Here is a 24,363-nt window from a genome sequence, read left to right on the forward strand (position 1 = left end):
GCTCAGTTACCCCGGGCCGGACTGTTGGTGCTGACTCGCTGCACCGTGAAGGTGCGCGTCTCGCTCTGCTGAACGATGTGCTCGCCCTGTATCACCGCCACGGCAATGCTGTGCTCGCCGCGGTCAAGTTCGGTCAGCTGCAGGCGCGGTACGTTGCTCGGCTGCCCGTAGGGCTTGCCGTCGACCAGCAGGCGCAGGCTATGACCAGGGCCCAGGCGCGGTTCGATGGTCACGCCCACGGAAAAAGTGCCATTGTTGGCGCGCAGCGCTTCTTCGCTGGGCAGGTCGCGCAGTTCGAGAATCTGATAGGGGTTCTGTGGCAGTTCGCTCAGGCGCGGTTCATTCGCGCGAGTGCTGGGTGGCGTCGGCTGGCTGCTGGTGTTGATCGGCTTGAGCTCGACGCTTTCCGCCTTGGTACCTTCCGGCGGCTGATTGGTGAACACCGTATTGCCGTTGGCGTCGGTGTACTTGTAGATCTGCGCGCTGACCGGCAGGGCCAGGATCAGCAGCAGGCAAGCGAGCGTGCGGCGCATCGGGCCGGTCTCCTGTCGGGTAATGTCGATAGCCTTGCACCGCCATCGCGTGCTGGCAAGCGCGCGTCGCCAAGGATTTGCACTGGCACCGAAAAATAGTCGGGCATGAAAATGGCCGAGAGCCATTTTCAACGTCCCTTGCGACTGCCCGCAGGGTAGTCGTCAGGGATGGCAGGCCATAAAAAAGCCTCCCCGGCAGAACCGGGGAGGCTTCGTCGCGCTACAAACTGTAGCGAGGCCAGCTTAGACGCTGTAGTACAGGTCGTATTCCAGCGGGTGTACGAAGGTACGTACCTTGATTTCTTCTTCCGATTTCAGCTCGATGTAGGCATCGATGAAGTCGTCGGAGAATACGCCGCCCTTGGTCAGGAACGCGCGACCCTTGTCCAGCTCTTCCAGGGCTTCTTTCAGGCTGCCGCAAACCTGCGGGATCAGCTTGCCTTCTTCCGGCGGCAGGTCGTACAGGTTCTTGTCCGCTGCGTCGCCAGGGTGGATCTTGTTCTGGATGCCGTCCAGGCCGGCCATCAGCAGTGCAGCGAAGGCCAGGTACGGGTTGGCAGCCGGATCCGGGAAGCGAGCTTCGATGCGGCGCGCTTTCGGGCTGGAAACGTACGGGATACGGATCGAGGCGGAACGGTTACGGGCCGAGTAGGCCAGCATGACCGGCGCTTCGAAGCCGGGAACCAGACGCTTGTAGGAGTTGGTCGACGGGTTGGTGAAGCCGTTCAGGGCCTTACCGTGCTTGATGATGCCGCCGATGAAGTACAGAGCGGTTTCCGACAGGCCGGCATAGCCTTCACCTGCGAAGGTGTTCTTGCCGTCTTTGGAGACCGAGATGTGTACGTGCATGCCCGAGCCGTTGTCGCCGTACAGAGGCTTCGGCATGAAGGTAGCGGTTTTGCCGTAGGCATCGGCTACGTTGTGCACGCAGTACTTCAGGGTCTGGGTTTCGTCAGCCTTGGCAACCAGGGTGTTGAACTTCACACCGATTTCGTTCTGGCCGGCAGTCGCCACTTCGTGGTGGTGCACTTCGATGACCAGGCCCATTTCTTCCATGGCATTACACATGGCAGTACGGATTTCGTGGTCGTGGTCGCACGGCGGAACCGGGAAGTAACCGCCTTTGACGGCCGGGCGGTGGCCCTTGTTGCCGCCTTCGACGTCCTGGTCGGTCATCCAGGAGCCTTGTTCGGAGTAGATCTTGAACATGGAGCCGGAGATGTCGGACTTGAACTTCACTTCGTCGAAGATGAAGAACTCGGGTTCCGGGCCCACGAAGACGGTGTCACCGATACCGGTGGTCTTCAGGTATTCCTCGGCGCGGCGAGCGATGGAGCGCGGGTCGCGGTCGTAGCCCTGCATGGTGCTCGGCTCGATGATGTCGCAGACCAGGATCAGGGTCGGCTCTTCGGTGAACGGGTCGAGCACGGCAGTGCTGTCGTCCGGCAGCAGGATCATGTCGGAGGCTTCGATGCCTTTCCAGCCATGGATGGAGGAGCCGTCGAACATCTTGCCGACTTCGAAGAATTCGTCGTCCAGGGCGTCACGGGCCGGCATGGTCACGTGGTGCTGCTTACCCTTGGTGTCGGTGAAGCGCAGGTCTACCCACTTCACGTCGTGTTCTTTGATCAGTTGAACAGCCTTAGACATGTTGTCCTCCAGGTGGATAGGGTCGTTCGTTGACCCTTCTTTGAGTTCGTGACGCCGGGCCAGATAGTCTGCCAGGACACCCTGCCTCACAAGGGAGCAATATGCATGCCAGTGCCCCGTCATGGACGCGAACCCCGGAAATCGGCGTTTTGGTGGGCGTGGAGGCCACAAAATTAATCTCCAAGGCACCTTGCTGGTGCGATTTCCATCGATTGTGTTCGATTTTGGTGCGCGCACAGATTGTTTGCGGATTTTTGATCAAAGGTTGAGCAATTTCCTTTATAATCCGCGCCCCTGTTTTTCAGGCCCTGGCCCCCGACATTTGCTCCCATGAAACTGATCGTCAAAGTCTTTCCGGAAATCACCATCAAGAGCCCGCCGGTTCGCAAGAACTTTATCCGGCAGTTGGCCAAGAACATCCGCGTGGTGTTGCGTGATCTCGACCCGCAACTGCAGGTGACCGGTGTCTGGGACAATCTGGAAGTGAAGACCGAGGTGGCCGAGCCCAAGGTCCAGCAGGACATCATCGAGCGCCTGAGCTGCGTGCCGGGCATCGTGCACTTCCTGCAGATCGACGAATACCCGCTCGGCGACTTCGACGACATCGTTGCCAAGTGCAAGCTGCATTATGGCGAGCTGCTGGCCGGCAAGATCTTCTCGGTTCGCTGCAAGCGCGGCGGCCGCCACGCGTTCTCCTCCATCGATGTGGAGCGCTATGTCGGCAGCCAGCTGCGCCAGCAGTGCGGCGCCGCCGGTATCGACCTGAAGAAACCCGAGGTCGAGGTGCGCATCGAGATTCGCGATCAGCGCCTGTACGTCATTCATCATCAGCACCCCGGCCTGGGCGGCTACCCCTTGGGTTCGCTGGAGCAGACCCTGGTGCTGATGAGCGGCGGCTTCGACTCCACCGTGGCGGCCTACCAGATCATGCGCCGTGGCCTGATGAGCCACTTCTGCTTCTTCAACCTCGGCGGTCGTGCCCACGAGCTGGGCGTGATGGAAGTCGCCCACTACTTGTGGAAGAAGTACGGCAGCAGCCAGCGCGTGCTGTTCATCAGCGTGCCGTTCGAGGAAGTGCTCGGCGAGATTCTCGGCAAGGTCGACAACAGCTACATGGGCGTCACCCTCAAGCGCATGATGCTGCGCGCCGCCAGCCGCCTGGCCGAGCGCTTGCAGATCGACGCGCTGGTGACCGGCGAGGCGATCAGCCAGGTATCCAGCCAGACCCTGCCGAATCTCTCGGTGATCGACTCGGTCACCGACAAGCTGGTGCTGCGCCCGCTGATCGCCAGCCACAAGCAGGACATCATCGACACCGCCGAAGCCATCGGCACGGCCGAGTTTGCCCGCCACATGCCCGAGTACTGCGGCGTGATTTCGGTGAACCCGACCACCAAGGCCAAGCCCCATCGCGTCGCCCATGAAGAACAACAGTTCGACATGGCGGTGCTCGAGCGCGCGCTCGAGCGCGCACGCCTGATCGCCATCGATCGGGTGATCGAAGAGCTGGGCCAGGACGTGCAGGTCGAGGAAGTCACTGATGCGCTGCCCGGCCACGTGGTGATCGACATTCGCCACCCCGACCAGGCCGAAGACGAGCCGCTGGAAATCGAGGGCGTGGAAGTCCAGGCGCTGCCGTTCTACGCCATCAACAATCGTTTCAAGGAGCTGGACGAGAACCGCCAGTACCTCCTTTATTGCGACAGGGGCGTCATGAGCCGCCTGCATGCCCATCACCTGCTGAGCGAGGGGCATGCCAATGTGCGCGTTTATCGTCCGGCATAAGACGCCCGGGCTCAATGGCGGCAGCATCCGCCATCGCCCTCCCGACCCGATTGGCGGCGAGTTTGCCGCCACACAGCCTTAACAGACTGCCTTTACCCTTAATCCCGATTTTTCGCGTTGGGCCCTCGAAGCAACTGCCGGGTAGCCCGACCCAACCTACGAGACCACTACTGTGATCGAGAATCTACGCAATATCGCCATCATCGCCCACGTTGACCATGGCAAGACCACCCTGGTCGACGCCCTGCTGCGTCAGTCCGGCACCCTGGAGCGCAGCGAGCTCAACGACGAGCGCGTGATGGACAGCAACGACCAGGAAAAAGAGCGCGGCATCACCATTCTGGCCAAGAACACCGCCATCAAGTGGAACGACTACCGCATCAACATCGTCGACACCCCCGGCCACGCCGACTTCGGCGGTGAAGTAGAGCGCGTGATGTCGATGGTCGACTCCGTACTGCTGGTCGTCGACGCCCAGGACGGCCCGATGCCGCAAACCCGTTTCGTGACCAAGAAGGCTTTCGAAGCCGGTCTGCGTCCGATCGTGGTGATCAACAAGATCGACCGTCCGGGCGCGCGCCCTGACTGGGTCATGGATCAGATCTTCGACCTGTTCGACAACCTCGGTGCCACCGAAGAGCAACTGGACTTCCAGGTCGTCTACGCCAGCGCCCTGAACGGCATCGCCGGTCTGGACCACACCGACATGGCCGAAGACCTGACCCCGCTGTATCAGGCCATCGTTGACCACGTCCCTGCACCGAACGTCGACGTCGACGGCCCGTTCCAGATGCAGATTTCGGCACTGGACTACAACAGCTTCCTGGGCATCATCGGTGTTGGCCGTATCGCCCGTGGCCGCGTCAAGCCGAACACCCCGGTCACTGCCATCGACACCGAAGGCAAGAAGCGTAACGGCCGTATCCTCAAGCTGATGGGCCACCACGGTCTGCACCGCGTGGACGTCGAAGAAGCCACTGCTGGCGACATCGTCTGCGTCAGCGGCATGGACGAGCTGTTCATCTCCGACACCCTGTGCGACCAGAACAACGTCGAGGCCATGAAGCCGCTGACCGTCGACGAGCCGACCGTTTCCATGACCTTCCAGGTCAACGATTCGCCGTTCTGCGGCAAGGAAGGCAAGTTCGTCACCAGCCGCAACATCAAGGAGCGTCTGGACAAGGAGCTGCTGTACAACGTGGCCCTGCGCGTCGAAGAAGGCGACTCGGCCGACAAGTTCAAGGTCTCCGGCCGTGGTGAACTGCACCTGTCGGTTCTGATCGAGAACATGCGTCGCGAAGGTTTCGAGATGGGCGTTGGCCGTCCGGAAGTGATCATCCGTGAAGTCGACGGCGCCAAGCACGAGCCGTACGAAAACGTCACCATCGACATCCCGGAAGAATCCCAGGGCAAGGTCATGGAAGAAATGGGTCTGCGTAAGGGCGACCTGAGCAACATGGTGCCGGACGGCAAAGGTCGCGTACGCCTGGAGTACAACATCCCGGCTCGCGGTCTGATCGGCTTCCGTAACGCCTTCCTGACCCTGACCAACGGTGCAGGCATCCTGACCTCGATCTTCGACCGTTACGACGTGATGAAGTCGGGCCACATGTCCGGCCGCCAGAACGGCGTACTGGTATCGATCGATACCGGCAAGGCGCTGACCTACTCCTTGGAAACCCTGCAGGCGCGCGGCAAGCTGTTCGTCGAGCACGGCCAGGAAGTCTACAACGGTCAGATCATCGGCCTGAACAGCCGCGACAACGACCTGGGCGTCAACCCAACCAAGGGCAAGAAGCTCGACAACATGCGCGCTTCGGGTAAGGACGAAACCATCGCCCTGGTTCCGCCCGTTCGCTTCACCCTGGAGCAGGCTCTGGAATTCATCCAGGATGACGAGCTGTGCGAAGTCACGCCGAAGTCGATCCGTCTGCGCAAGAAGATCCTCGACGAAGGCGAGCGTACCCGCGCTGCCAAGAAAGCCAAGAACTGATCCGGTTCTAGCTGCCTAGAAAGCCCCCGCCGGCGTGAGCCTGCGGGGGCTTTTTCATGGGCGCAGATTGATGGGGCGATCAGGCCGCTTCGGCTCTATCGCGATCGAGCACCAGTTCCTGAATCGCCTCGCCGACCTCCTCGAACAACTTGCCGGCCTCGGCATCCTCATCGAGCGCCTCGGCGCAGGCAAGGATCACCAGGGCGTCGTCACCTTGCGGGTTGGCGATGCCCATGTGGCAGGCGCGGTGCTGCTGGGTGCCGGTTTTCTGCACGAAGGGCACCTGTTCACTCAGGCCGGCTTCCAGCCGGTAGGCCTCGTAGCTGTCCAGGCCCATGATGTCGTAGAGCGCCCTGGTGCTCGCTTCGGACAGCAGTTCGCCTTTGGCCAGTTTGCCGAAGAGCTGGCCGTAGGCGACCAGTGTCGCGCTGTTCAGGCCGGTTTCGTAGTAGCGCCGGTAGGCTTCGTCGAGGTCGCGGGTCTCGAGCTGATCGGGTTTCATCTCCAGGGCATTGGCCACCGCTTCGACGCGCTGCGGGCCGAGCGGCGCGGCGGCGATCTCGACGATCTGGCGATTTTCCAATGAGCGCGCGTCGGAGTGCAGTTGCCCGTACAGTTCGCGGCGCACCTCGAGCAGGCGGGTCACCTTGCCGAAGTCGCGGCCGGCGGCTGCCGCAATGCGCTCGTTGATACGCTGCGCACCGGCTGCGCGAATCAGCATGTCGGCGGCGGTGTTATCGCTTTCCTGCAGCATCTCGCGCAGCAATTCGCTAATGCTGTAACGGGCGCCGGCGTCTTCCCACACCAGGCCGCCGGAGCCGTCGACCCGGTCGCCTTCCTCCAGGGTGATCGGCTGGTCGAGCTGCAGCTTGCCGTCATCTACCTCCTGCAGCACGGCGATGGCGATCGCCGCCTTGGTGGCCGAGGCCAGGTACCAGGTGCGATCAGCCTGATGGTTCAGCTCGCTGCCGTCGGCAGGGCGCAGCAGGTAAACGCCCAGTTGGCCGGGGGAGGCCTCGTCGAGTTCGCGCAACCGCTCGGCCAACGCTTCGAAGCGCTCGTCGCGCTGGGGCGTCGCCCATAGCCAGAGCGACAGCGCCGCGCAGCCGAGCAGGGCAAGGCCTGTGAGCAGAAATTTCATGGCCAATCCCTCAGTTGAGTGCGTTACGGGTCAGGACGCCCGATGCGCTCAGCGCTTCGCCAACCTGGCGCAGGGTGCGCTCGGCCTTGGCCAGCGACAGTTCGCCTTCTACGCAGGCGACGATCAGCACCGGCTCGGCAGCGCCGCGTTCGGGCGTGCGGATCAGCCCCGAGTCGCAGATGCGTGCGCGCTGGGTGCCGGTCTTGTGGGCGAAGTGGGCGTCTTTCGGCAGCCCGGCAATGATGCGTTTGCTGCCGGTCTTGACCCGGCCCATCACCTCCAGCAGGTAGGCCGTCTGCGCCTGGCCCAGCGCCTGGCCATCGGCCAGGCGTTCGAGCAGCTCGCCATAGGCCGAGAGCGTGGCGGCGTTGAGGTTGCTGCGGTAGTAGGCGTCGTAAGCGCTGCCCAGGCTGATGGGTGCCAGGGCCGAGCGTGGGACGCCGAGCAGCTCGGCCAGGCGGTCCAGGCGCGCGTCGTCCTGGCGTGCCTGGCGCAGGCGCAGCAGGTCGCGGCCACCCAGTTTTGCAGCGCCTGGGTGCAGTTCGGCATAGATATGCCGGCGCACGTCGCCCAGCGTGGTAATCGGCTCGAAGCCCTCGGGCGCCAGTTCACGTACCAGCGCATTCACGGCATCCAGGCTGACCAGGCGAATCAGCCGGTCGGTGGCGGTGTTGTCGCTGTAGATGATCATCTGCTCGAGCAAAAAGCGCACGCTCAGGCGCTCGCCGGGGCCGTACTGGTTGGTGCTGCCGGCACCGTCGACGAAATCGTTGGCGGCGAGCGGCAGGTGCGTATCGAGCTGCCAGTCGCCGCGCTCGACACCGCGCAGCACGGCGATGGCCACGGGCACCTTGATGCCGGATGCCATGTACCACAGCCGCTCGGCCTGCAGGGTCACCGCCAGGTTACTGTGCAGGTCCTTGACGTACACGCCGAGCTCGCCGTCCTGCTTGGCGGCTGTTGCCCGCAGGCGTTCGAGCAGCGGCTCCTGCCAGTCAGGTCGCCCGGTTTCGGCCGTGGCGGTGCCTGCCAGTGCCGCGGCGAGGGCGACGAACAGGGTGCTGGCGAGCAGTCTGGAGCGCATGCGAATCCTCCGGGTGGCGGTGCGGGCCGGTGTGGAGGATTCGAGGGATCAGCGAAGCGAGGTGTTCAGGCTCGCGGGTAACCAGACGTTGCAGACTATTTCGGCCGCCAGGCGCAATAGCCGGGGCGCGGGCCAATCTTGGGGTGATTGCGGCAGGTGTCCGGGCGCCGGTCGTAGATGGTGCACAGCCGGGTCTTGCGATCCAGGTAGTAGCAATCGTTGTTGCTCATGCGCGTCAGGGTGAAGATCCCGGACTTCTGATTGAAGCGCTCGACCAACCCATCCTTCTGCAGGCGTTTGGCGATGTTGCGAGGCGGTTCGCCGCGCTCGAACTCGTCGACCACGCCGATGCGGATCAGGTCATTGAGGCGCACCTCGACCGGCAACTGACAGCAGCTGGAAATGCAGCTATGGCACATGTCGGCGTTATAGCGCGCCCAGGTATCGAGGCGGTCTATTTCCGCGGCGGCGATCAGGTTGCTTTTCATCTTGGAGGGTTTCGCGTGGTTGGCGGCGCGCGATCATAGCGATGTTGCGGAAATTGTGAACAGCTATCCGCCGGCTGGCGCTCACCTACACCTGCCACAGTCATGAATGAGCAATAAAAACCTGCTGAAAATGTGATGAATTGCAGTATCGTAGCGGCGAAAATTCTTGCCTTACCTGTGCGCATCCTTCTTGGACTCGCGGCGCGGGTTGACTCTAGGCTGCCAGGTGCCCGCTCCTGGCCTTCTTTCCTGAGCCTGTTGCAATGGATGCGTCCGCCTTGCTTGCCTCCCTCTCGCGTTGCGCTGCACCGCGTCTGGCCTGTTCTCGCTTCCAGGCGGGCAGGGCGGCAGCATGAATTCGTGCCTGGTCAACGCCTGGCGCCTGGATTTCGCGGTACTGCTTACCGTGGTGGTCTGCGTGGGCGGCGTGCTGCTGGCCCGCTGGGTGATCAACCAGCGCGATTTCCCGGGGCGCGACACCTTCATCCTGATGCACCTGGCGAGCATGTGGTGGATGGCCATGGCCGGCCTGGAAGTCGCCTCCGTGGCGCCCGAGTGCAAGATGCTCTGGGCCACCATGTCGTGGCCGGGCATCATCAGCGTGCCGACGTTCTGGGCGGTGTTTCTCTGGCAATACGTCAGCAGCGTACGCAAGCCGCTGAGCCGCCGTTCGATGCTGGGCATGATCCTCATGCCGCTGCTGATCTGGCTGGTGGTGCTGAGCAATCCCTGGCACGGCCTGTTCTACGGCGCCGCCACGGGGCCGGTGTCTAACGAGCCGGGGGCGCCGATTCGCTACGACCACGGCCCGCTGTTCTACGCCACGGCGGTGTACGTCTATCTTTTCATGAGCTTCAGCCTGGGCGTGGTGCTGCGCGCAGCCTTGATCAGCCATGGCGTGCACCGTCGTCATTATCTGGCGTTCGTACTGGTCACGGCAGTGCCCTGGTCGGCCAACATCGCCTATGTCGGTTTTGGTTTCGTGGTATTTGGCGTCGACCCGACGCCGTTCAGTTTCGTCTTCACGTTGGCGGCCTTTTCCTGGCTGATCCTCGGCGTGCGGCTTTTCGACATGGTGCCGGTCGCCCGCCACCTGCTGCTCGAAGCGCTGCCCGATCCGGTGATGGTTGTCGACACCCAGTGGCGGGTGATCGAGGCCAACCAGGCGGCCCTCAAGCTCGGCGGGCTCGATCCCGATTGGCAGGGGCGCAGGCTGCAGGACTGGCCAGGCTTCGGCAGCGCCCTGCAGGCGCAACTGGTCGAGCAGGGCGAGCTGCGTGAGCCGTTGTTGATCCAGAGCGACGCCGACCACTACTTCGAAGTGCGCATGCGCCCCATCGAGCGGCTGACTCGCCACGGCATCCTGGTGCTGGGCCAGTTGCTCTACCTGCGCGACGTCACCCAGCGGCAGATCGCCAAACTCAAGCTCGCCGACGCGCTGGCGTTGAGCGAGGAGCGCCTGCGCACCATCACCAGCCTGCACGAGCAACTGCGCGAACAGGCGCTCTGCGACCCGCTGACCGGGCTGTACAACCGCCGCTACCTGGACGAACTGTTCGGTCGCGAACTGGCACGTTCGCGGCGCGAGAAGTCGCCGCTGGCGCTGGCGCTGATCGACCTCGATCACTTCAAACGGCTCAACGACGAGTACGGGCACCTGGATGGCGACGACGTACTCAAGAGCGTGGCCCAGTATCTGCTGGTGAACTTGCGCAGTTCCGATACGGTCTTTCGTATCGGCGGCGAAGAGTTCCTGCTCATCCTCCCCGGTGCCGATGCCCGCGAAGCGACCAAACGCCTCGAGACCATCTGCCAGGGGCTGGCGCAAAAACCGATCGAAACCCGCAGTGGCGTGCGCCACGTGACCCTCTCGGCTGGCCTTTCGCTGTGGCCCGAGCAGGGCAAGGCGCTCGACGAGCTGCTGCAGGCTGCCGACGCCGCCTTGTACGAAGCCAAACGTCGCGGACGTAACCGTGTGTGCAGCTTGCTGCCGCGCGTTGACACCACGGCGGCTGAGGCACCCGTTCCTGGAAAGGGTTAAACTCCTTTCGATTACCTTCCTTCCCGGAGTCCTTCATGTCCCGCGTTACCCTGAGTCGTTACCTCATCGAGCAGACCCGTAGTCAAAACACCCCGGCCGATCTGCGCTTCCTGATCGAAGTGGTAGCGCGTGCATGCAAGGAAATCAGCCATGCCGTTTCCAAGGGCGCCCTGGGCGGCGTGCTCGGCAGCATGGGCACCGAGAACGTGCAGGGTGAAGTGCAGAAGAAGCTCGACGTGATCTCCAACGACATCCTGCTCGAAGCCAACGAATGGGGCGGTCACCTGGCCGGCATGGCCTCCGAGGAAATGGACAACGCCTACCAGATCCCCGGCAAGTACCCCAAGGGTGCCTACCTGCTGGTATTCGACCCGCTGGACGGCTCCTCGAACATCGACGTCAACGTCTCGGTGGGCACCATCTTCTCGGTGCTGCGCTGCCCCAGCGAATACCTGAGCCAGAACGAAAGCCTCAACGAGAAGGCCTTCCAGCAGCCGGGCACCCAGCAGGTCGCCGCCGGTTACGCCATCTACGGCCCGCAGACCATGTTGATCCTGACCCTGGGCAACGGCGTCAAGGGTTTCACCCTGGACCGCGAACTGGGCAGCTTCGTACTCACCCACGACAACATCAGCGTGCCGGAAAGCACTGCCGAATTCGCCATCAACATGTCCAACCAGCGCCACTGGGAAGCCCCGGTCAAACGCTACGTGGACGAGCTGCTGGCCGGCAAGGAAGGCCCGCTGGGCAAGAACTACAACATGCGCTGGATCGCCTCGATGGTTGCCGACGTGCACCGCATTCTGACTCGCGGCGGCCTGTTCATGTACCCGCGTGACAGCCGCGAGCCGGACAAGGCCGGCAAGCTGCGCCTGATGTACGAAGCCAACCCGATGTCGTTCATCATCGAGCAGGCCGGTGGCGCCGCCACCGATGGGGTGCAGCGCATCCTCGACATCCAGCCCGACTCCCTGCACCAGCGTGTACCGGTCTTCCTGGGTTCCAAGGAAGAAGTCGAGCGCGTCACCGGCTACCACAAGGCCTGAGCGATGATGCCCTGGCAGCCGTTGCTCGACTGGTGGTTCGGCCCCGCGGGCGCGGCTGCGCAGAGCGCCGCCGAGAAGCACAAGCTGTGGTTCGGCAAGCGTGACGAGCAGGATGCCGAAGCGCGTGAGCGTTTCGGCGTGCTGGTCGAACAGGCGTTGGCTGGCGAGTTGCAGGGCTGGTCAGGCGACCCGCGTGGCTGGCTGGCCCATGTGCTGCTGCTCGACCAACTGCCTCGCATGATCCATCGCGACACGCCGCTGGCCTTCGCTGGCGATGCGCGAGCGCGCGAACTGGCCGAGGAAGGCATCACCCTGGGCTGGGATCGCGAGCTGTCGCCGCTGCAGCGGGTGTTCGTCTACCTGGTGCTGGAACACGCCGAGAACCCGCTTCAGCAGGCGCGCGCCGTGCAGCTGTTCGGTGAGCTGGCCGAAGGCGCAGGCGATGCGGAACGCGAGCTGTTCGCTGGCTTTCTCGATTACGCTCGGCGCCATCAGCAGGTCATCCAGCGCTTCGGGCGTTTTCCCCATCGCAACGAGATTCTCGGGCGCGTCAGCACCGCGGACGAGTTGCGCTTTCTCGAGGAACCGGGCTCGCGCTTCTGACGTCGAACCGGCATCTGGCATCCATCGCACTACGGAGATATCCCATGCGCCTGCGCTCTCTCGCGCTGCTGGCAGCTTTTGTCGTTGTGGCCGCCTGCGGTAAGGTCAATCAGGAAAATTATGCCAAGCTCTATTCGGGCATGAGCAAGGCCGAAGTCGAGAACCTGCTCGGCACGGCCACGGAATGCTCGGGCGCGCTGGGCATGTCCAGCTGCACCTGGGGCGACCAGGTGAGTTTCATCAGCGTCCAGTACGCCGGTGACAAGGTAATCATGTTTTCTGCAAAAGGACTGAAGTGATGAACAAACGTACCCTGGGTGTGATGGCGCTGGGCGCCTTGCTGCTGGTCGGCTGCGCCAACTCCGGCACTGGCGAGGCGCCGCCGAAGACCGTCGAGTCCGTCGACCTGCAGCGCTATCAGGGCACCTGGTACGAGGTGGCGCGCCTGCCGATGTTCTTCCAGCGCAATTGCGTGGAATCCGAGGCTCACTACGGCCTGCTGGATGACGGCAGCGTGTCGGTGACCAATCGTTGCCGCGAAGCCGATGGCGAGTGGACCCAGGTCGAGGGTCGCGCCGTGCCCCAGGTCGAGGGCAAGACCGACAAACTGTGGGTAACCTTCGACAACTGGTTCAGCCGCCTGCTGCCCGGCGTGAGCAAGGGCGAGTACTGGGTGCTGGATCTGGATGACGACTACCAGACCGCCCTGGTCGGCCACCCGAACCGCAAATACCTGTGGCTGCTGTCGCGCACGCCGACCATTTCCAACGAAGTGCGTGACGAGCTGCTGTCGGTGGCCCGCGCCCAGGGTTACGACACCAGCGAGCTGATCTGGCGCGACGGCGCCAAGCCCGCCGAGTAAGTCAGCCTTCGAGGGCGGATTCGGCCTGGCTGGATTCGCCCTCCGCCGTCGTTCGCTCTCACTGCCATTCCAGTCGCGCGAGTTTCCATTCTCCGTCGTCCTGCCACCATTCCAGTTTCACCGTGTAGTGCCGGGCACTATCGGGGATCAGCCCTTCGGCACCGGTCAATGCTACCTGTGCATCCGTGTAACCCTTGTCATGATAGGTCGTGTCCACGCGGCTGTTCTTGCTCAGGGCCAGCACCTTGACGGTGTTGTGGCGCAGAAACAACAGGGTCATGGTGCGCTTGGCCCAGTCCCGGTCATTGGTCTGCTGAGCGCGGAATTTACCGTGCAGCTGGTCGAGCACCGCGGATGTTTTCTTCGCTTCGAGGTTGTCCTGCAGCTGCTGCACGGCGGCTTCCAGCCTGGCCTGCGGGGTGTCCTTGGCGCCGCAGCCGCTCAGCAGTAAGGCGAGCAGCAACAGGGGCGTAGCAAATTTCCGTATCGACATGCCGAATTTCCTTTTCATGGTTATGATGCCCGAACGAGCGCAGTAGCCCGCGACGCGCGAGCGGCCCGAGCCTATCTCAATTCTTCCGCAGGAGGGCACCATGCAGACGCTGTATCCGGAGATCAAACCGTACGCCCGTCACGAGCTGGCGGTAGACGCCCCGCACGTTCTCTATGTGGACGAGAGCGGCTCGGCGGATGGTCTGCCGGTGCTGTTCGTGCACGGCGGCCCCGGCGCTGGTTGCGATGCGGCGAGCCGCCGCTATTTCGACCCGAACCTGTACCGCATCGTCACCTTCGACCAGCGCGGCTGCGGCCGCTCCACGCCCCATGCCAGCCTGGAAAACAACACCACCTGGGATCTGGTCGCCGACATGGAGCGCATTCGCGAGCAATTGGGCATCGACAAGTGGGTGCTGTTCGGCGGCTCCTGGGGCTCGACCCTGTCGCTGGCCTACGCCCAGAAGCATCCGGACCGCGTGCAGGCGCTGATCCTGCGCGGCATCTTTCTGTGCCGCCCGCAGGAGTTCAAATGGTTCTACCAGGAGGGTGCCAGCCGGCTGTTCCCCGATTACTGGCAGGATTACCTCGCGCCCATTCCCGCCGAGGAGCAGGGCGACCTGATGCAGGCGTTCTACAAGCGCCTGACCGGCGCTGACCAGATCGCCCAGATGCACGCCGCGAAGGCCTGGTCGTGCTGGGAAGGGCGCACCGCCACCCTGCGCCCCAACCCGCAGGTGGTCGAGCGTTTCGCCGAGAGCCTGCGCGCGCTGTCGATCGCCCGCATCGAGTGCCATTACTTCGTCAACGATGCCTTCCTCGAGCCCAATCAACTGCTGCGCGACATGCCCAAGATCGCCCACCTGCCAGGCATCATCGTGCACGGTCGCTACGATGCCATCTGCCCGCTGGACAACGCCTGGGCGCTGCACCAGGCCTGGCCCAACAGCGAGCTGCAGATCATCCGCGAGGCCGGCCATTCGGCCGCCGAGCCAGGTATCGCCGATGCGCTGGTGCGCGCCGCCGACGAGATCGCCCATCGCCTGCTCGACCTGGCGCCGGACGAAGCATGAAGGCACTGCTGCAACGCGTTTCCAGCGCCCGTGTGGATATCGCCGGCGAGAGCGTGGGCGCCATCGAGCAGGGCCTGCTGGTGTTGGTTGGCGTCGAGCCGCAGGACAACGAGGCCAGCTGCGCCAAGTTGCTGCACAAGCTGCTCAATTACCGGGTGTTCAGCGACGCGGCCGGCAAGATGAACCTGTCACTCAAGGACATCGGCGGCGGCCTGTTGCTGGTTTCCCAGTTCACCCTTGCCGCCGATACCCGCAGCGGCCTGCGCCCCGGCTTCTCCACTGCCGCGCCGCCCGCCTTGGGCGAAGCGCTGTTCGACCACCTGCTCGAACAGGCACGTGCGCAACACCCGCAGGTCGCCAGCGGGCGCTTCGGTGCCGACATGCAGGTACAGCTTGTCAACGACGGGCCTGTGACCTTTTTGCTGGAAACCTGATCGAGGCCGCTCACTGGCCTGCTTCTTGCCTTCCCGCAGACGGCTCTACGCTACTGTTTGTCGCTGATCCGGCGCGTATCTCTCGCCATCGGCGGCGATCACGGTTAGCATGCCGCGCCGCCTTATCGAAGGGCCAGCCACTTGCACCGTGCCGGTGCACGAGCCTGAGCCGGCCCCATAATCGTTTGCCTTTCAGGAGCAAGAATGAAAAAGCTTGTCGCCTCACTGCTGTTATCCGTCTGCGCCTTCACGGGCATCGCCCAAGCTGGCGTCATCGACGACGCGGTCAAGCGCGGTACCCTGCGCGTGGGCATGGACCCGACCTACATGCCCTTCGAGATGACCAACAAGCGCGGTGAGATCATCGGCTTCGAAGTCGACCTGCTCAAGGCCATGACCAAGGCCATGGGCGTCAAGCTGGAGCTGGTTTCCACGTCCTACGACGGCATCATCCCGGCCCTGCTGACCGACAAGTTCGACATGATCGGCTCGGGCATGACCCTGACCCAGGAGCGCAATCTGCGCATCAATTTCTCCGAGCCCTTCATCGTGGTCGGCCAGACCCTGCTGATCCGCAAGGAACTGGCTGACAAGGTCAAGAGCTACAAGGACCTGAACAGCGCCGACTACCGCATCACCTCGAAGATCGGCACCACCGGCGAGATGGTCGCCAAGAAGCTGATCGCCCAGGCCAAGTACAGCGGCTTCGACAACGAGCAGGAAGCGGTGATGGACGTGGTCAACGGCAAGGCCGATGCCTTCATCTACGACGCACCGTACAACGTCGTGGCGGTTAACAAGGCCGGTGCCGGCAAGCTGGTGTTCCTCGATGAGCCGTTCACCTTCGAGCCCCTGGCCTTCGGCCTGAAGAAGGGCGATTACGACAGCATCAACTGGATCAACAACTGGCTGCACCAGATCCGCGAAGATGGCACCTACGATCGCATTCATGCCAAGTGGTTCAAGAGCACTAACTGGCTGAAAGAGATGGAATAAGCGCGCTAGCGCTTCATCTCCGCTACCCCCGGCGCGCGGCTAGTCCGCGCGCTTTCATGTTGGCAACTCAACGGGTAGACACTCACCGTGGCTAAACAGAAGAAAGCCCAGTGGCCCTGGCACCTGCTGACCGGGCTGATCCTGGTCCTGGGTATCCTGGCGATCTGGTATTCCACCTCGCTGATCTCCTACGAATGGCGCTGGAATCGCGTTCCCCAGTACTTCGCCTACCACGCCGAAGAGGCGCAGCGCGCGGCCGACTATGGCAGCGTCGAGAGCATCAGCCGCGAGGGTAGCGACGCCCTGGTCACGCTGCTCGGCGAAGGCGGGGAACAGCAGCAGCTCACTGTGGCCGGCGACAGCCTGCAACTGAGCGAAGGCGACGACGTCGCCGAGGGCGATGTCATTGGCGTCAACCGCCATTGGGCCGCCGGGCCGCTGCTCTGGGGACTCTGGACCACCCTGTGGATTTCCGTGGCGGCGGGCGTGTTCGGCTTGCTGATCGGCCTGGTCACCGGCCTGTGCCGGCTCTCGGCCAACCCGACGCTGCGCCACCTGTCGACGATTTACGTCGAACTGGTGCGCGGCACGCCGCTGCTGGTGCAGATCTTCATCTTCTATTTCTTCATCGGCACGGTGCTCGATCTATCCCGCGAGTTCGCCGGCGTGGCGGCGCTGGCGTTGTTCACCGGCGCCTATGTCGGCGAGATCGTGCGCGCCGGTGTGCAGTCCATCGTTCGTGGCCAGGATGAAGCGGCCCGTTCACTGGGGCTGAGCGCCGCGCAGTCGATGCGCCATGTGATCCTGCCGCAAGCGTTCAAGCGTGTGCTGCCGCCATTGGCCGGGCAGTTCATCAGCCTGGTCAAGGACACCTCGCTGGTCTCGGTGATCGCCATCACCGAGCTGACCAAGAGCGGCCGCGAAGCCATCACCACCTCGTTCTCCACGTTCGAGATCTGGTTCTGCGTCGCGGCCCTTTATCTGGTGATCAACCTGCCGCTGTCGCAGATCGCCAACCGCCTGGAACGGAGGCTCGCGCAAAGTGATTGAAGTCCGTGATCTGATCAAGGTGTTCGACGCCCGCGGCCAGCAGGTGCGCGCCGTCGATGGCGTGACCACCCAGGTGGCACGCGGCGAGGTGCTGGTGGTGATCGGCCCGTCCGGCTCCGGCAAGTCGACCTTCCTGCGCTGCCTCAATGGCCTGGAAGAACTGGACGAAGGCTCGGTGAGCATCGATGGCCTCGATCTCGCCAACCCGAAGACCGACATCAATGCCTACCGTCGTGAAGTCGGCATGGTGTTCCAGCACTTCAACCTGTTCCCGCACATGACCGTGCTGGAGAATCTGTGCCTGGCGCAGAAGGTCGTGCGCAAGCGCGGCAAGGCCGAGCGTGAAGCCAAGGCCCGGGCGCTCCTCGACAAGGTGGGCATCGGCCAGAAGGCCGGTGAGTTTCCGTCGCGTCTCTCCGGCGGCCAGCAGCAGCGCGTAGCCATAGCCCGCGCCCTGTGCATGGACCCCAAGGTGATGCTGTTCGACGAGCCTACCTCGGCCCTCGACCCGGAAATGGTCGGCGAAGTGCTTGACGTGATGAAGCAGCTGGCGCTCGAAGGCATGACCATGGTCTGCGTCACCCACGAGATGGGCTTCGCCCGCGAAGTGGCCGACCGCGTGCTGTTCTTCGATCACGGCAAGCTGCTGGAAGACGCGCCACCTGCCGAGTTCTTCGCCCAGCCGAAGGATGCGCGTGCCCAGGCGTTCTTGCGGCAAGTGTTGTAGCGAGAAGTGTTGAGTCGCTTCGAGGCAAAAGCGGCCGCTCAAACCAACCTGTGGGAGCCCCGACCTCGGGGCGAAACGATTGCAGCCTGACTGCCTATTTCGGCGGTGCCTGAGCGATTCGCCGCGAGGTCGCGACTCCCACAGTGGATCGGGGAATGTCCGCTAACGCCACATCGCGGCCCCTCAGGCGTCGCTTCGAGCACGCATCGCTCCGGCAGTTTTCCAGAACCATTCACGCCTCCCCCAGTCCCAATGTTCTCAATTTCATACGAGGACGTTAAGGCGTGAAAACCGTTCTAGCCCTGCTGGCCGCTGCCATTACCCTGCCGGCGATGGCCGATCAGCCGACTCTCTACGGTCGCTACGAATACATTCAACTGCCCCAGCTCGGCCAGACCCTCAAGGCCAAGATGGACACCGGTGCGATGACCGCTTCGCTGTCCGCCCGTGACATCGAGCAGTTCGAGCGTGATGGCGAGGACTGGGTGCGTTTCCGCCTGGCCGTCGATGATGCCGACGATAAGGTCTTCGAGAAACCCCTGGCGCGTGTCACCGAGATCAAGAACCGCGCGGAGGAGGGCAGCTCTGCCAAACCGTCCTATTCCGCGCGCCCGGTGGTCAACATGGACATCTGCCTGGGCGAGGAGCTGCGTAACATCGAGGTCAATCTTACCGACCGCCGCCACTTCGACTACCCGTTGCTGATCGGTGCCAGCGCCATCCGCAAACTGGATGCGGCCATCGACCCCTCCAATCGCTATACCGCTGAGCGGCCCAGCTGTTGATTTGCAAAGACTGCGCTTCCCTTTCGCGCAGTCCGGTGTGATTCTTGCCTCGAAATGGCACATTGCCACGGCGTTTTTGGACTGTGGCGCGTTCCGAGGTGATGTATGTGGGGATTGCTCAAACCGGGTATACGCGTGCTGGAGCGCGTCAGCTTCGCCCGCAAGTTCCAACTGTTGTTCGTGCTGTTCGTCATCCCCCTGGGCTACGCGCTCTGGGTGATGATGAGCGGCAACCTCGAGCGCATCGAGGTGCTACGCAGCGAGGTAGACGGCATGCAGGGCGTGCAGGCGCTGGGTGCGGTCGAGCAGGAGCTGCATGAGCAACGCCTGTTGCTGGCACGCTGGAAGGGTAATGACAAGGCGGCCGAGGCGCTCCTGCGCGAGCGTAGCGGCAAGCTCGGCGAGGCTCTGGCGGCCGCGGCCGAGCAGGTAAAGCTCACGCCCAGCGAGGAAACCGGCCGGCAACTCGAGGCCTTGCAGGCTTCGGTGGCTGAGCTGGACCTAGCGGTTTTGGGTAAAATGGCACTGCTCGACGCACTCGAGCGTTACCAGAGCACACTCTCGCTGCTAACCGTGCTACGTGAGCAGGTCGCGACCGACAGTGGCCTGATTCTCGATCCCTTCCTCGACACCTACCTGATGATGGAGCAGCTGACGCTGACCCTGCCGCGCCTGTCCGAGAATCTGGGCAGCTTCGCCAGCCAGGGATATGGTTCGCTGGTGGCGCAGCATTTCACCCTGCAGAACCGGGTGGCGGTGCGTGACCTGCGCCGTTCGCTGGAACAAGCTGGTGCACAGATCGCCAAATCGCGCACCGCTTTGCAGCAGGCTTCGCCGCGGGTTTTGCGAACCCTGCAGCAGCCTTACGCCCAGGTCGAAGATGGCCTGCAGAAATTTTTCGCCGAAGTCGACCGCGACATGTTCGAGGCCAGCCCCATGGTGCTGCAGCCCGCGCAGTTCGTGCAGCAGGTTCAGGCGTTGCAGGAAAACCTCAAAGGCCTGCGCCAGGCGGTATACGAGCAGTTCAACTCCAACATCGGCGACTATCAGGGCAATGCCCGCCAGGACATGCTGCACACCACGTTGATCTTCGCCGTGCTGACCCTGCTGGCGCTGTATCTGCTGCTGTGCCTCAACGCCTCCATCCGTCGCAGCACCGCCGGCATCATCCAGGCCGCCGAGGGCCTGCGTGACGGCGATTTGCGGGTGTGCATGCAGGTGCATGGCGCCGACGACCTGGCGGCGATCTCCACCGCCCTGAACACCGCCGTCGCCCAGTTGCGCGACTCCATGCAGGGTGTCGGCCGCGAAGGGCGGAGCCTCGATGAGACCGTGCGTAGTCTGGGAAGCCAGGCGGCGGGCTCGCTGAACGCGGTCGAACAGCAGCAGGCACAGATGAGCCAGATCGCCACCGCTGCCACGCAGATGGCCGCCACCGCCCAGAGCGTTGCGCAGAGCTGCGAGCAGGCCGCCCAGGAAGCCGGGCAGACCCGCGAGATCGCCAACCAGAGCAACCAGCGCAGCGCCCGCACCAGCGCCAGCATGCGTGAGCTCAGCGGGCGTCTGGCCGGCAGCGCGCAGACCCTGCAGAAGCTGCGCCAGCAGACCGAGCAGATCACCCGGGTGGTCGACGTGATCAAGGGCATCGCCGAGCAGACCAACCTCCTGGCACTCAATGCGGCCATCGAAGCGGCGCGTGCCGGTGAGCAGGGGCGTGGCTTCGCGGTGGTCGCCGATGAGGTGCGCTCTTTGTCGCAGCGCACCCAGAACTCCACGGCGGAGATCGCCCAGACCGTTGGTGATCTGCACAAGGTGGTGGGCCAGTCCGTCGCCGAGATGGAGCAGGCCATGCATCAGGCCGAGGGCGATGTGGGTAACGTGCTGGCGATGAGTGCGGATCTCGACGGCATCGTCGAGTCGGTGCAACGCGTCAGTGACCGCTTGGCGCAGATCGCCACCGCTGCCGAGCAGCAGGCCGCGACCGCCGACGAGGTGAGCGGCAATATTCAGCAAGTCGATCAGGCGGCCAGCGAGCTGCTGGACGGCGCGCGCATGGTCAGCGACGCCAGTGAGCAACTGCGTCGCGGCAGCGAAACCCTGTCGCGTAACACCGGCCGTTTTCGCGTGGAATGAGAGCAGGGCGAAAGCTGGTCGATAAATGAACGATCCTTTGCAGGCCTCGATTTCACTGGCCTGCAGAGGATGATCTTCAGGTTGTCCACAGGCTCATGCACGGGCATTGTGCATGAATGCTCGTCTGCTGCCGCAGCCGGATTACAGGCCTGCAAAAGTCAGTAAAGTCAAGCGATACAATAGGTTGGAGCATCCCTGGATGGACCTGGTCAATAATTGATCAGGCGTCCAAATGCCACGCATGGCGTGGCCTCCACGGTTCGATACCAGGGTTATCCACAAAATCTTCCACGGCTATTGTGTATAGCGATCTGCCTTGACGAAGATTTTTGTGGATGGAAATGCCTCATCGCTCAAAGCGCGAATATTTTCATCACCTCTGATCATTGCTCAGGAAATGATCAGTGCGCTGGAGCGCCCGGTTGTCATGGTCTGTAGCCGGCCATGCAAAGGTTATCCACAAAGTGTTCCACTCAAGTTGTGTATTTTCCCCAGTGTGCCGACGTATCCACGTGTCTTGACAGAATTCCTTTAGTAAAAGCGGGTTGTCACGCTTTCATCTGTGAATAAGGCGCTGGTCAAATAATGATCGGTTGACCGGAAGGCGCGTTTCCAGTGGCGTTCAGCACTTAGCTCCAAGCTTATCCACAGAAAGATCCACTTGTTTTGTGCATGAGTACCGGCGCTTCATGCTATTGACGCTGACCACGGCCTCGCGCAGGCTCCGCACCCCACGTGCCGCAAGGATGCCAACCATGGCGACAATCCTGATCGTCGAAGATGAAGCCGCAATCGCCGATACCCTGGTTTATGCCCTGCAGGCCGAGGGCTTCGGCACCCGCTGGTCGACCCTCGGTGGCGAAGCGCTGGCACTGCTCGAGCGCGAGGGTTACGACTTGGTGATTCTCGACGTCGGCTTGCCCGACATCAGCGGCTTCGAGGCCTGCAAGCGGTTGCGGCGGTTTTCCGAAGTGCCGGTGATGTTCCTGACCGCGCGCAATGACGAGATCGACCGCGTGGTGGGGCTGGAGATCGGCGCCGATGATTACGTGGTCAAGCCCTTCAGCCCGCGGGAGGTGGCGGCGCGGGTCAAGGCGATTCTCAAGCGCGTGACGCCCCGCGAGCCTGTCACCAGGCCCAGCGAAGGCCCGTTTCATCTCGACAGCGAGCGGGTGCGCATCGACTACCACGGCCAGCCCCTGAGCCTGACCCGACTCGAATTCCAGTTGCTGCAATGCCTGCTCGGCCAGCCCGAGCGGGTGTTCAGCCGCGAGCAGTTGCTCGACGCCCTGGGCGTGCCGGCCGACGCCGGCTACGAGCGCAATATCGACAGCCATATCAAGAGCCTGCGCGCCAAGCTGCGCCAGGTCGCGCCCCAGGCCGAGCCGATTCAGACCCATCGCGGGCTTGGCTACAGCCTGCGGCTCGAATAGCGATGCTCACCGTTCAGGAGGCCTGCTGATGCCGCTTGGAGTCCGTATCTTTCTGGCCTACTTCCTGTTCGTCGGGTTGTCCGGCTGGTTCGTGCTGAGCACGGTGATGGATGAGATCCGCCCCGGCGTGCGCCAGTCCACCGAGGAGACCCTGGTCGATACCGCGCACCTGTTGGCGGTGCTGCTGCGCGAAGACGTGCGCGATGGCCGCCTCGCCCAGGGGCAGTTGCCCGAATTGCTCAAGGCCTACGGGCAGCGCCAGCCCGGTGCGCAGATCTGGGGCGTGGCGAAGAACCAGGTCAACCACCGCATCTACGTCACCGATGCCAATGGCGTCGTATTGCTCGATTCCAGCGGCTTGGCGGTAGGGCAGGACTATTCGCGCTGGAACGACGTCTACCTGACCCTGCAGGGGCGTTATGGCGTGCGCTCCACCCGGGAGGATCCGAACGACCCGGATTCCTCCGTGATGTACGTGGCCGCGCCCATCGTCGATGGCGAGCGGATTCTTGGTGTGGTGTCGGTGGCCAAGCCCAATCGCACGTTGCAGCCTTATATCGAGCGCTCGCAGCGGCGCCTGGGCTGGCTCGGTGCCGGGCTGATCGGCCTGGGCCTGCTGGTCGGCGGTTTGCTCAGTTGGTGGCTGAGCGGCTCGCTGCGTCGTTTGACCCGCTATGCACAGGCGGTCAGCGAGGGCCAGCGCGCCGAGTTGCCCCAGGTGCGCGGCGGCGAACTCGGCCAACTGGCCCAGGCGGTGGAGCGCATGCGCACCGAGCTGGAGGGCAAGGCCTACGTCGAGCGCTACGTGCACACCCTGACCCATGAACTGAAGAGCCCGCTGGCGGCGATCCGCGGCGCCGCCGAGCTGCTGGAAGGCGAGATGCTCGAAGCCCAGCGCCAGCGTTTCGTGGCCAATATCGGCGAAGAAGGCGAGCGCTTGCAGAACCTGATCGAGCGTTTGCTGCACCTGGCCCAGGTCGAGCAGCGCCAGGGTCTCGAAGAGCGTGTCGCCGTGCCGTTGCAGCCGATGATCGACGAACTGGTGCACGCCCAGATGGCGCGTATCGAACAGCGCCAGGTGCGGGTGGACAACCGCGTCGACGCCTCGCAGGTCCTGCTCGGCGAGCGTTTCCTGCTGCGCCAGGCGTTGAGCAACCTGCTCGACAACGCGTTGGATTTCACGCCGCCCGGCGGGCTGATCCGCTTTACCTGCGCAGCCGATGACGATGCCGTGCAATTGTGCCTGTTCAACCAGGGACCGACGATTCCCGACTACGCCCTGGCGCGCCTGACCGAGCGCTTCTACTCCCTGGCGCGACCGGCCACCGGGCGCAAGAGCACCGGCCTGGGGCTCAACTTCGTGCAGGAGGTGGCGCAGCTGCACGGGGCGACGCTGAGCATCGCCAACGTCGAGGGCGGTGTGGAGGTTGCATTGCGCTTCCCGCGTTGAGGCGTGGCTGCGACCTCGGCCATGCTGGCGGCGACTTGTGGCAAACACAATGCGTACAGATGCCGGCACTTTGGCTATTCTGAAGCCGTTCGCCAATCTACCGGGACAGGAAGAACGCGCATGAAAAAGACCGTGGCTGACGTGCTCAAGAGCAAGCCGATATCCAACGTATACAGCGTCACCCCAGACAGCAGCGTGTTCGCGGCGGTGAAACTGATGGCCGAGAAGGGCATCGGCGCCCTGGTGGTGCTCGAAGGCGAGCGCCTGGCCGGCATCGTCAGCGAGCGCGACTACGTGCGCAAGGTGGCGGTACAGGAGCGCTCGCCGGCTAACCTCAAGGTCAGCGAGATCATGACCAGCAAGGTCATTACCGTGACGCCCGAGGAAGACAGCCGCCACTGCATGGAGCTGATGACCACCGGACGCCTGCGCCACCTGCCGGTGATCAGTGACGGTCGGCTGGTTGGCCTGCTCTCCATCGGTGACCTGGTCAAGGACATCATCAGTCAGCAGGAAAACCTGATCCAGCACCTGGAGCAGTACATCCGCGGCGAATGAACGACG

Annotated in this window: 23 protein-coding genes; 17 read left to right on the plus strand and 6 right to left on the minus strand. The window is 63.3% G+C overall.

Annotated features, from left to right (window positions below; translation table 11 throughout):
- Positions 1 to 2 precede the first annotated feature (2 nt).
- Together BVH01_RS02385 and glnA are read right to left on the minus strand one after the other, a co-directional pair.
- Positions 3 to 533, minus strand: coding sequence for a DUF4124 domain-containing protein (locus BVH01_RS02385; protein ID WP_075928789.1), 531 nt, complete (start codon positions 531 to 533; stop codon positions 3 to 5).
- 243 nt (positions 534 to 776) lie between these two features.
- On the minus strand, positions 777 to 2,183 hold the full coding sequence (gene glnA / locus BVH01_RS02390) for a glutamate--ammonia ligase (RefSeq protein ID WP_070880561.1): 1,407 nt from the start codon (positions 2,181 to 2,183) through the stop codon (positions 777 to 779).
- Positions 2,184 to 2,513: 330 nt separating this feature from the next.
- Between glnA and thiI the strand changes: the two genes are divergently transcribed.
- Together thiI and typA are read left to right on the plus strand one after the other, a co-directional pair.
- Positions 2,514 to 3,968 carry a tRNA uracil 4-sulfurtransferase ThiI gene (gene thiI / locus BVH01_RS02395; RefSeq protein ID WP_075928790.1) on the plus strand — a complete coding sequence of 485 codons (1,455 nt, stop codon included), beginning with the start codon at positions 2,514 to 2,516 and terminating at the stop codon, positions 3,966 to 3,968.
- A 172-nt stretch (positions 3,969 to 4,140) separates the two neighbouring features.
- Positions 4,141 to 5,961 carry a translational GTPase TypA gene (typA, locus tag BVH01_RS02400; protein WP_075928791.1) on the plus strand — a complete coding sequence of 607 codons (1,821 nt, stop codon included), beginning with the start codon at positions 4,141 to 4,143 and terminating at the stop codon, positions 5,959 to 5,961.
- A gap of 79 nt (positions 5,962 to 6,040) precedes the next feature.
- On the opposite strand, the gene BVH01_RS02405 is transcribed toward typA, so the two are convergent.
- From BVH01_RS02405 to BVH01_RS02415, 3 genes are all read right to left on the minus strand, one after another.
- Complete coding sequence (locus BVH01_RS02405) at positions 6,041 to 7,102, minus strand: serine hydrolase (protein ID WP_083659409.1); 1,062 nt, start codon at positions 7,100 to 7,102, stop codon at positions 6,041 to 6,043.
- A 10-nt stretch (positions 7,103 to 7,112) separates the two neighbouring features.
- On the minus strand, positions 7,113 to 8,186 hold the full coding sequence (locus tag BVH01_RS02410) for a serine hydrolase (RefSeq protein ID WP_075928792.1): 1,074 nt from the start codon (positions 8,184 to 8,186) through the stop codon (positions 7,113 to 7,115).
- Between the two features lie 95 nt (positions 8,187 to 8,281).
- Entirely contained in the window at positions 8,282 to 8,674 is a 393-nt protein-coding gene (locus tag BVH01_RS02415; protein ID WP_075928793.1) for a YkgJ family cysteine cluster protein, read from the minus strand.
- 352 nt (positions 8,675 to 9,026) lie between these two features.
- Between BVH01_RS02415 and BVH01_RS02420 the strand changes: the two genes are divergently transcribed.
- From BVH01_RS02420 to BVH01_RS02440, 5 genes are read left to right on the plus strand one after another with little or no spacing between them, the layout of a single operon-like run.
- The gene (locus tag BVH01_RS02420; RefSeq protein ID WP_075929129.1) at positions 9,027 to 10,715 is read left to right on the plus strand and encodes a histidine kinase N-terminal 7TM domain-containing protein; all 1,689 of its coding nucleotides are present in this window, start codon (positions 9,027 to 9,029) and stop codon (positions 10,713 to 10,715) included.
- Positions 10,716 to 10,750: 35 nt separating this feature from the next.
- Positions 10,751 to 11,761 (plus strand): class 1 fructose-bisphosphatase, encoded by a 1,011-nt coding sequence (locus BVH01_RS02425; RefSeq protein ID WP_075928794.1) that lies wholly within the window; start codon positions 10,751 to 10,753, stop codon positions 11,759 to 11,761.
- Between the two features lie 3 nt (positions 11,762 to 11,764).
- Entirely contained in the window at positions 11,765 to 12,364 is a 600-nt protein-coding gene (locus BVH01_RS02430) for a DUF924 family protein (RefSeq protein WP_075928795.1), read from the plus strand.
- A gap of 44 nt (positions 12,365 to 12,408) precedes the next feature.
- The gene (locus tag BVH01_RS02435) at positions 12,409 to 12,663 is read left to right on the plus strand and encodes a hypothetical protein (RefSeq protein ID WP_075928796.1); all 255 of its coding nucleotides are present in this window, start codon (positions 12,409 to 12,411) and stop codon (positions 12,661 to 12,663) included.
- Positions 12,663 to 13,226: a lipocalin family protein gene (locus tag BVH01_RS02440; RefSeq protein ID WP_075928797.1), complete on the plus strand. Its 564-nt coding sequence runs from the start codon at positions 12,663 to 12,665 to the stop codon at positions 13,224 to 13,226. The genes BVH01_RS02435 and BVH01_RS02440 overlap by 1 nt, the downstream gene beginning before the upstream one ends.
- 58 nt (positions 13,227 to 13,284) lie before the next feature.
- Here the strand turns inward: BVH01_RS02440 and BVH01_RS02445 are convergent, their stop codons facing one another.
- On the minus strand, positions 13,285 to 13,719 hold the full coding sequence (locus BVH01_RS02445) for a hypothetical protein (RefSeq protein WP_075928798.1): 435 nt from the start codon (positions 13,717 to 13,719) through the stop codon (positions 13,285 to 13,287).
- Between the two features lie 100 nt (positions 13,720 to 13,819).
- Here BVH01_RS02445 and pip point away from each other — a divergent pair, with 100 nt between their 5' ends.
- The 10 genes from pip to BVH01_RS02495 all read left to right on the plus strand — a co-directional run bounded on the left by pip (position 13,820) and on the right by BVH01_RS02495 (position 24,357).
- Entirely contained in the window at positions 13,820 to 14,791 is a 972-nt protein-coding gene (gene pip, locus BVH01_RS02450; RefSeq protein WP_075928799.1) for a prolyl aminopeptidase, read from the plus strand.
- Positions 14,788 to 15,225 (plus strand): D-aminoacyl-tRNA deacylase, encoded by a 438-nt coding sequence (gene dtd / locus BVH01_RS02455; RefSeq protein WP_075928800.1) that lies wholly within the window; start codon positions 14,788 to 14,790, stop codon positions 15,223 to 15,225. Before pip ends, dtd begins: the two co-directional genes overlap by 4 nt.
- Positions 15,226 to 15,429: 204 nt before the next feature.
- Positions 15,430 to 16,221, plus strand: a complete 792-nt coding sequence (locus BVH01_RS02460; protein WP_075928801.1) for a transporter substrate-binding domain-containing protein — start codon at positions 15,430 to 15,432, stop codon at positions 16,219 to 16,221.
- A gap of 87 nt (positions 16,222 to 16,308) precedes the next feature.
- Positions 16,309 to 17,271, plus strand: coding sequence for an amino acid ABC transporter permease (locus tag BVH01_RS02465; RefSeq protein WP_075928802.1), 963 nt, complete (start codon positions 16,309 to 16,311; stop codon positions 17,269 to 17,271).
- A complete protein-coding gene (locus tag BVH01_RS02470) occupies positions 17,264 to 17,998 on the plus strand; it encodes an amino acid ABC transporter ATP-binding protein (RefSeq protein WP_075928803.1) in 735 nt (244 codons plus the stop codon). The genes BVH01_RS02465 and BVH01_RS02470 overlap by 8 nt, the downstream gene beginning before the upstream one ends.
- Positions 17,999 to 18,282: 284 nt before the next feature.
- Positions 18,283 to 18,783, plus strand: coding sequence for an ATP-dependent zinc protease (locus tag BVH01_RS02475; protein WP_075928804.1), 501 nt, complete (start codon positions 18,283 to 18,285; stop codon positions 18,781 to 18,783).
- Positions 18,784 to 18,888: 105 nt separating this feature from the next.
- A complete protein-coding gene (locus BVH01_RS02480) occupies positions 18,889 to 20,916 on the plus strand; it encodes a methyl-accepting chemotaxis protein (protein ID WP_075928805.1) in 2,028 nt (675 codons plus the stop codon).
- 755 nt (positions 20,917 to 21,671) lie between these two features.
- A complete protein-coding gene (creB, locus tag BVH01_RS02485; protein WP_075928806.1) occupies positions 21,672 to 22,349 on the plus strand; it encodes a two-component system response regulator CreB in 678 nt (225 codons plus the stop codon).
- A 28-nt stretch (positions 22,350 to 22,377) separates the two neighbouring features.
- On the plus strand, positions 22,378 to 23,799 hold the full coding sequence (gene creC, locus BVH01_RS02490; protein WP_075928807.1) for a two-component system sensor histidine kinase CreC: 1,422 nt from the start codon (positions 22,378 to 22,380) through the stop codon (positions 23,797 to 23,799).
- Between the two features lie 120 nt (positions 23,800 to 23,919).
- Entirely contained in the window at positions 23,920 to 24,357 is a 438-nt protein-coding gene (locus BVH01_RS02495) for a CBS domain-containing protein (RefSeq protein WP_075928808.1), read from the plus strand.
- Positions 24,358 to 24,363: the final 6 nt, after the last annotated feature.

Source organism: Pseudomonas sp. PA1(2017), from assembly GCF_001945375.1.
GTDB lineage: Bacteria > Pseudomonadota > Gammaproteobacteria > Pseudomonadales > Pseudomonadaceae > Aquipseudomonas.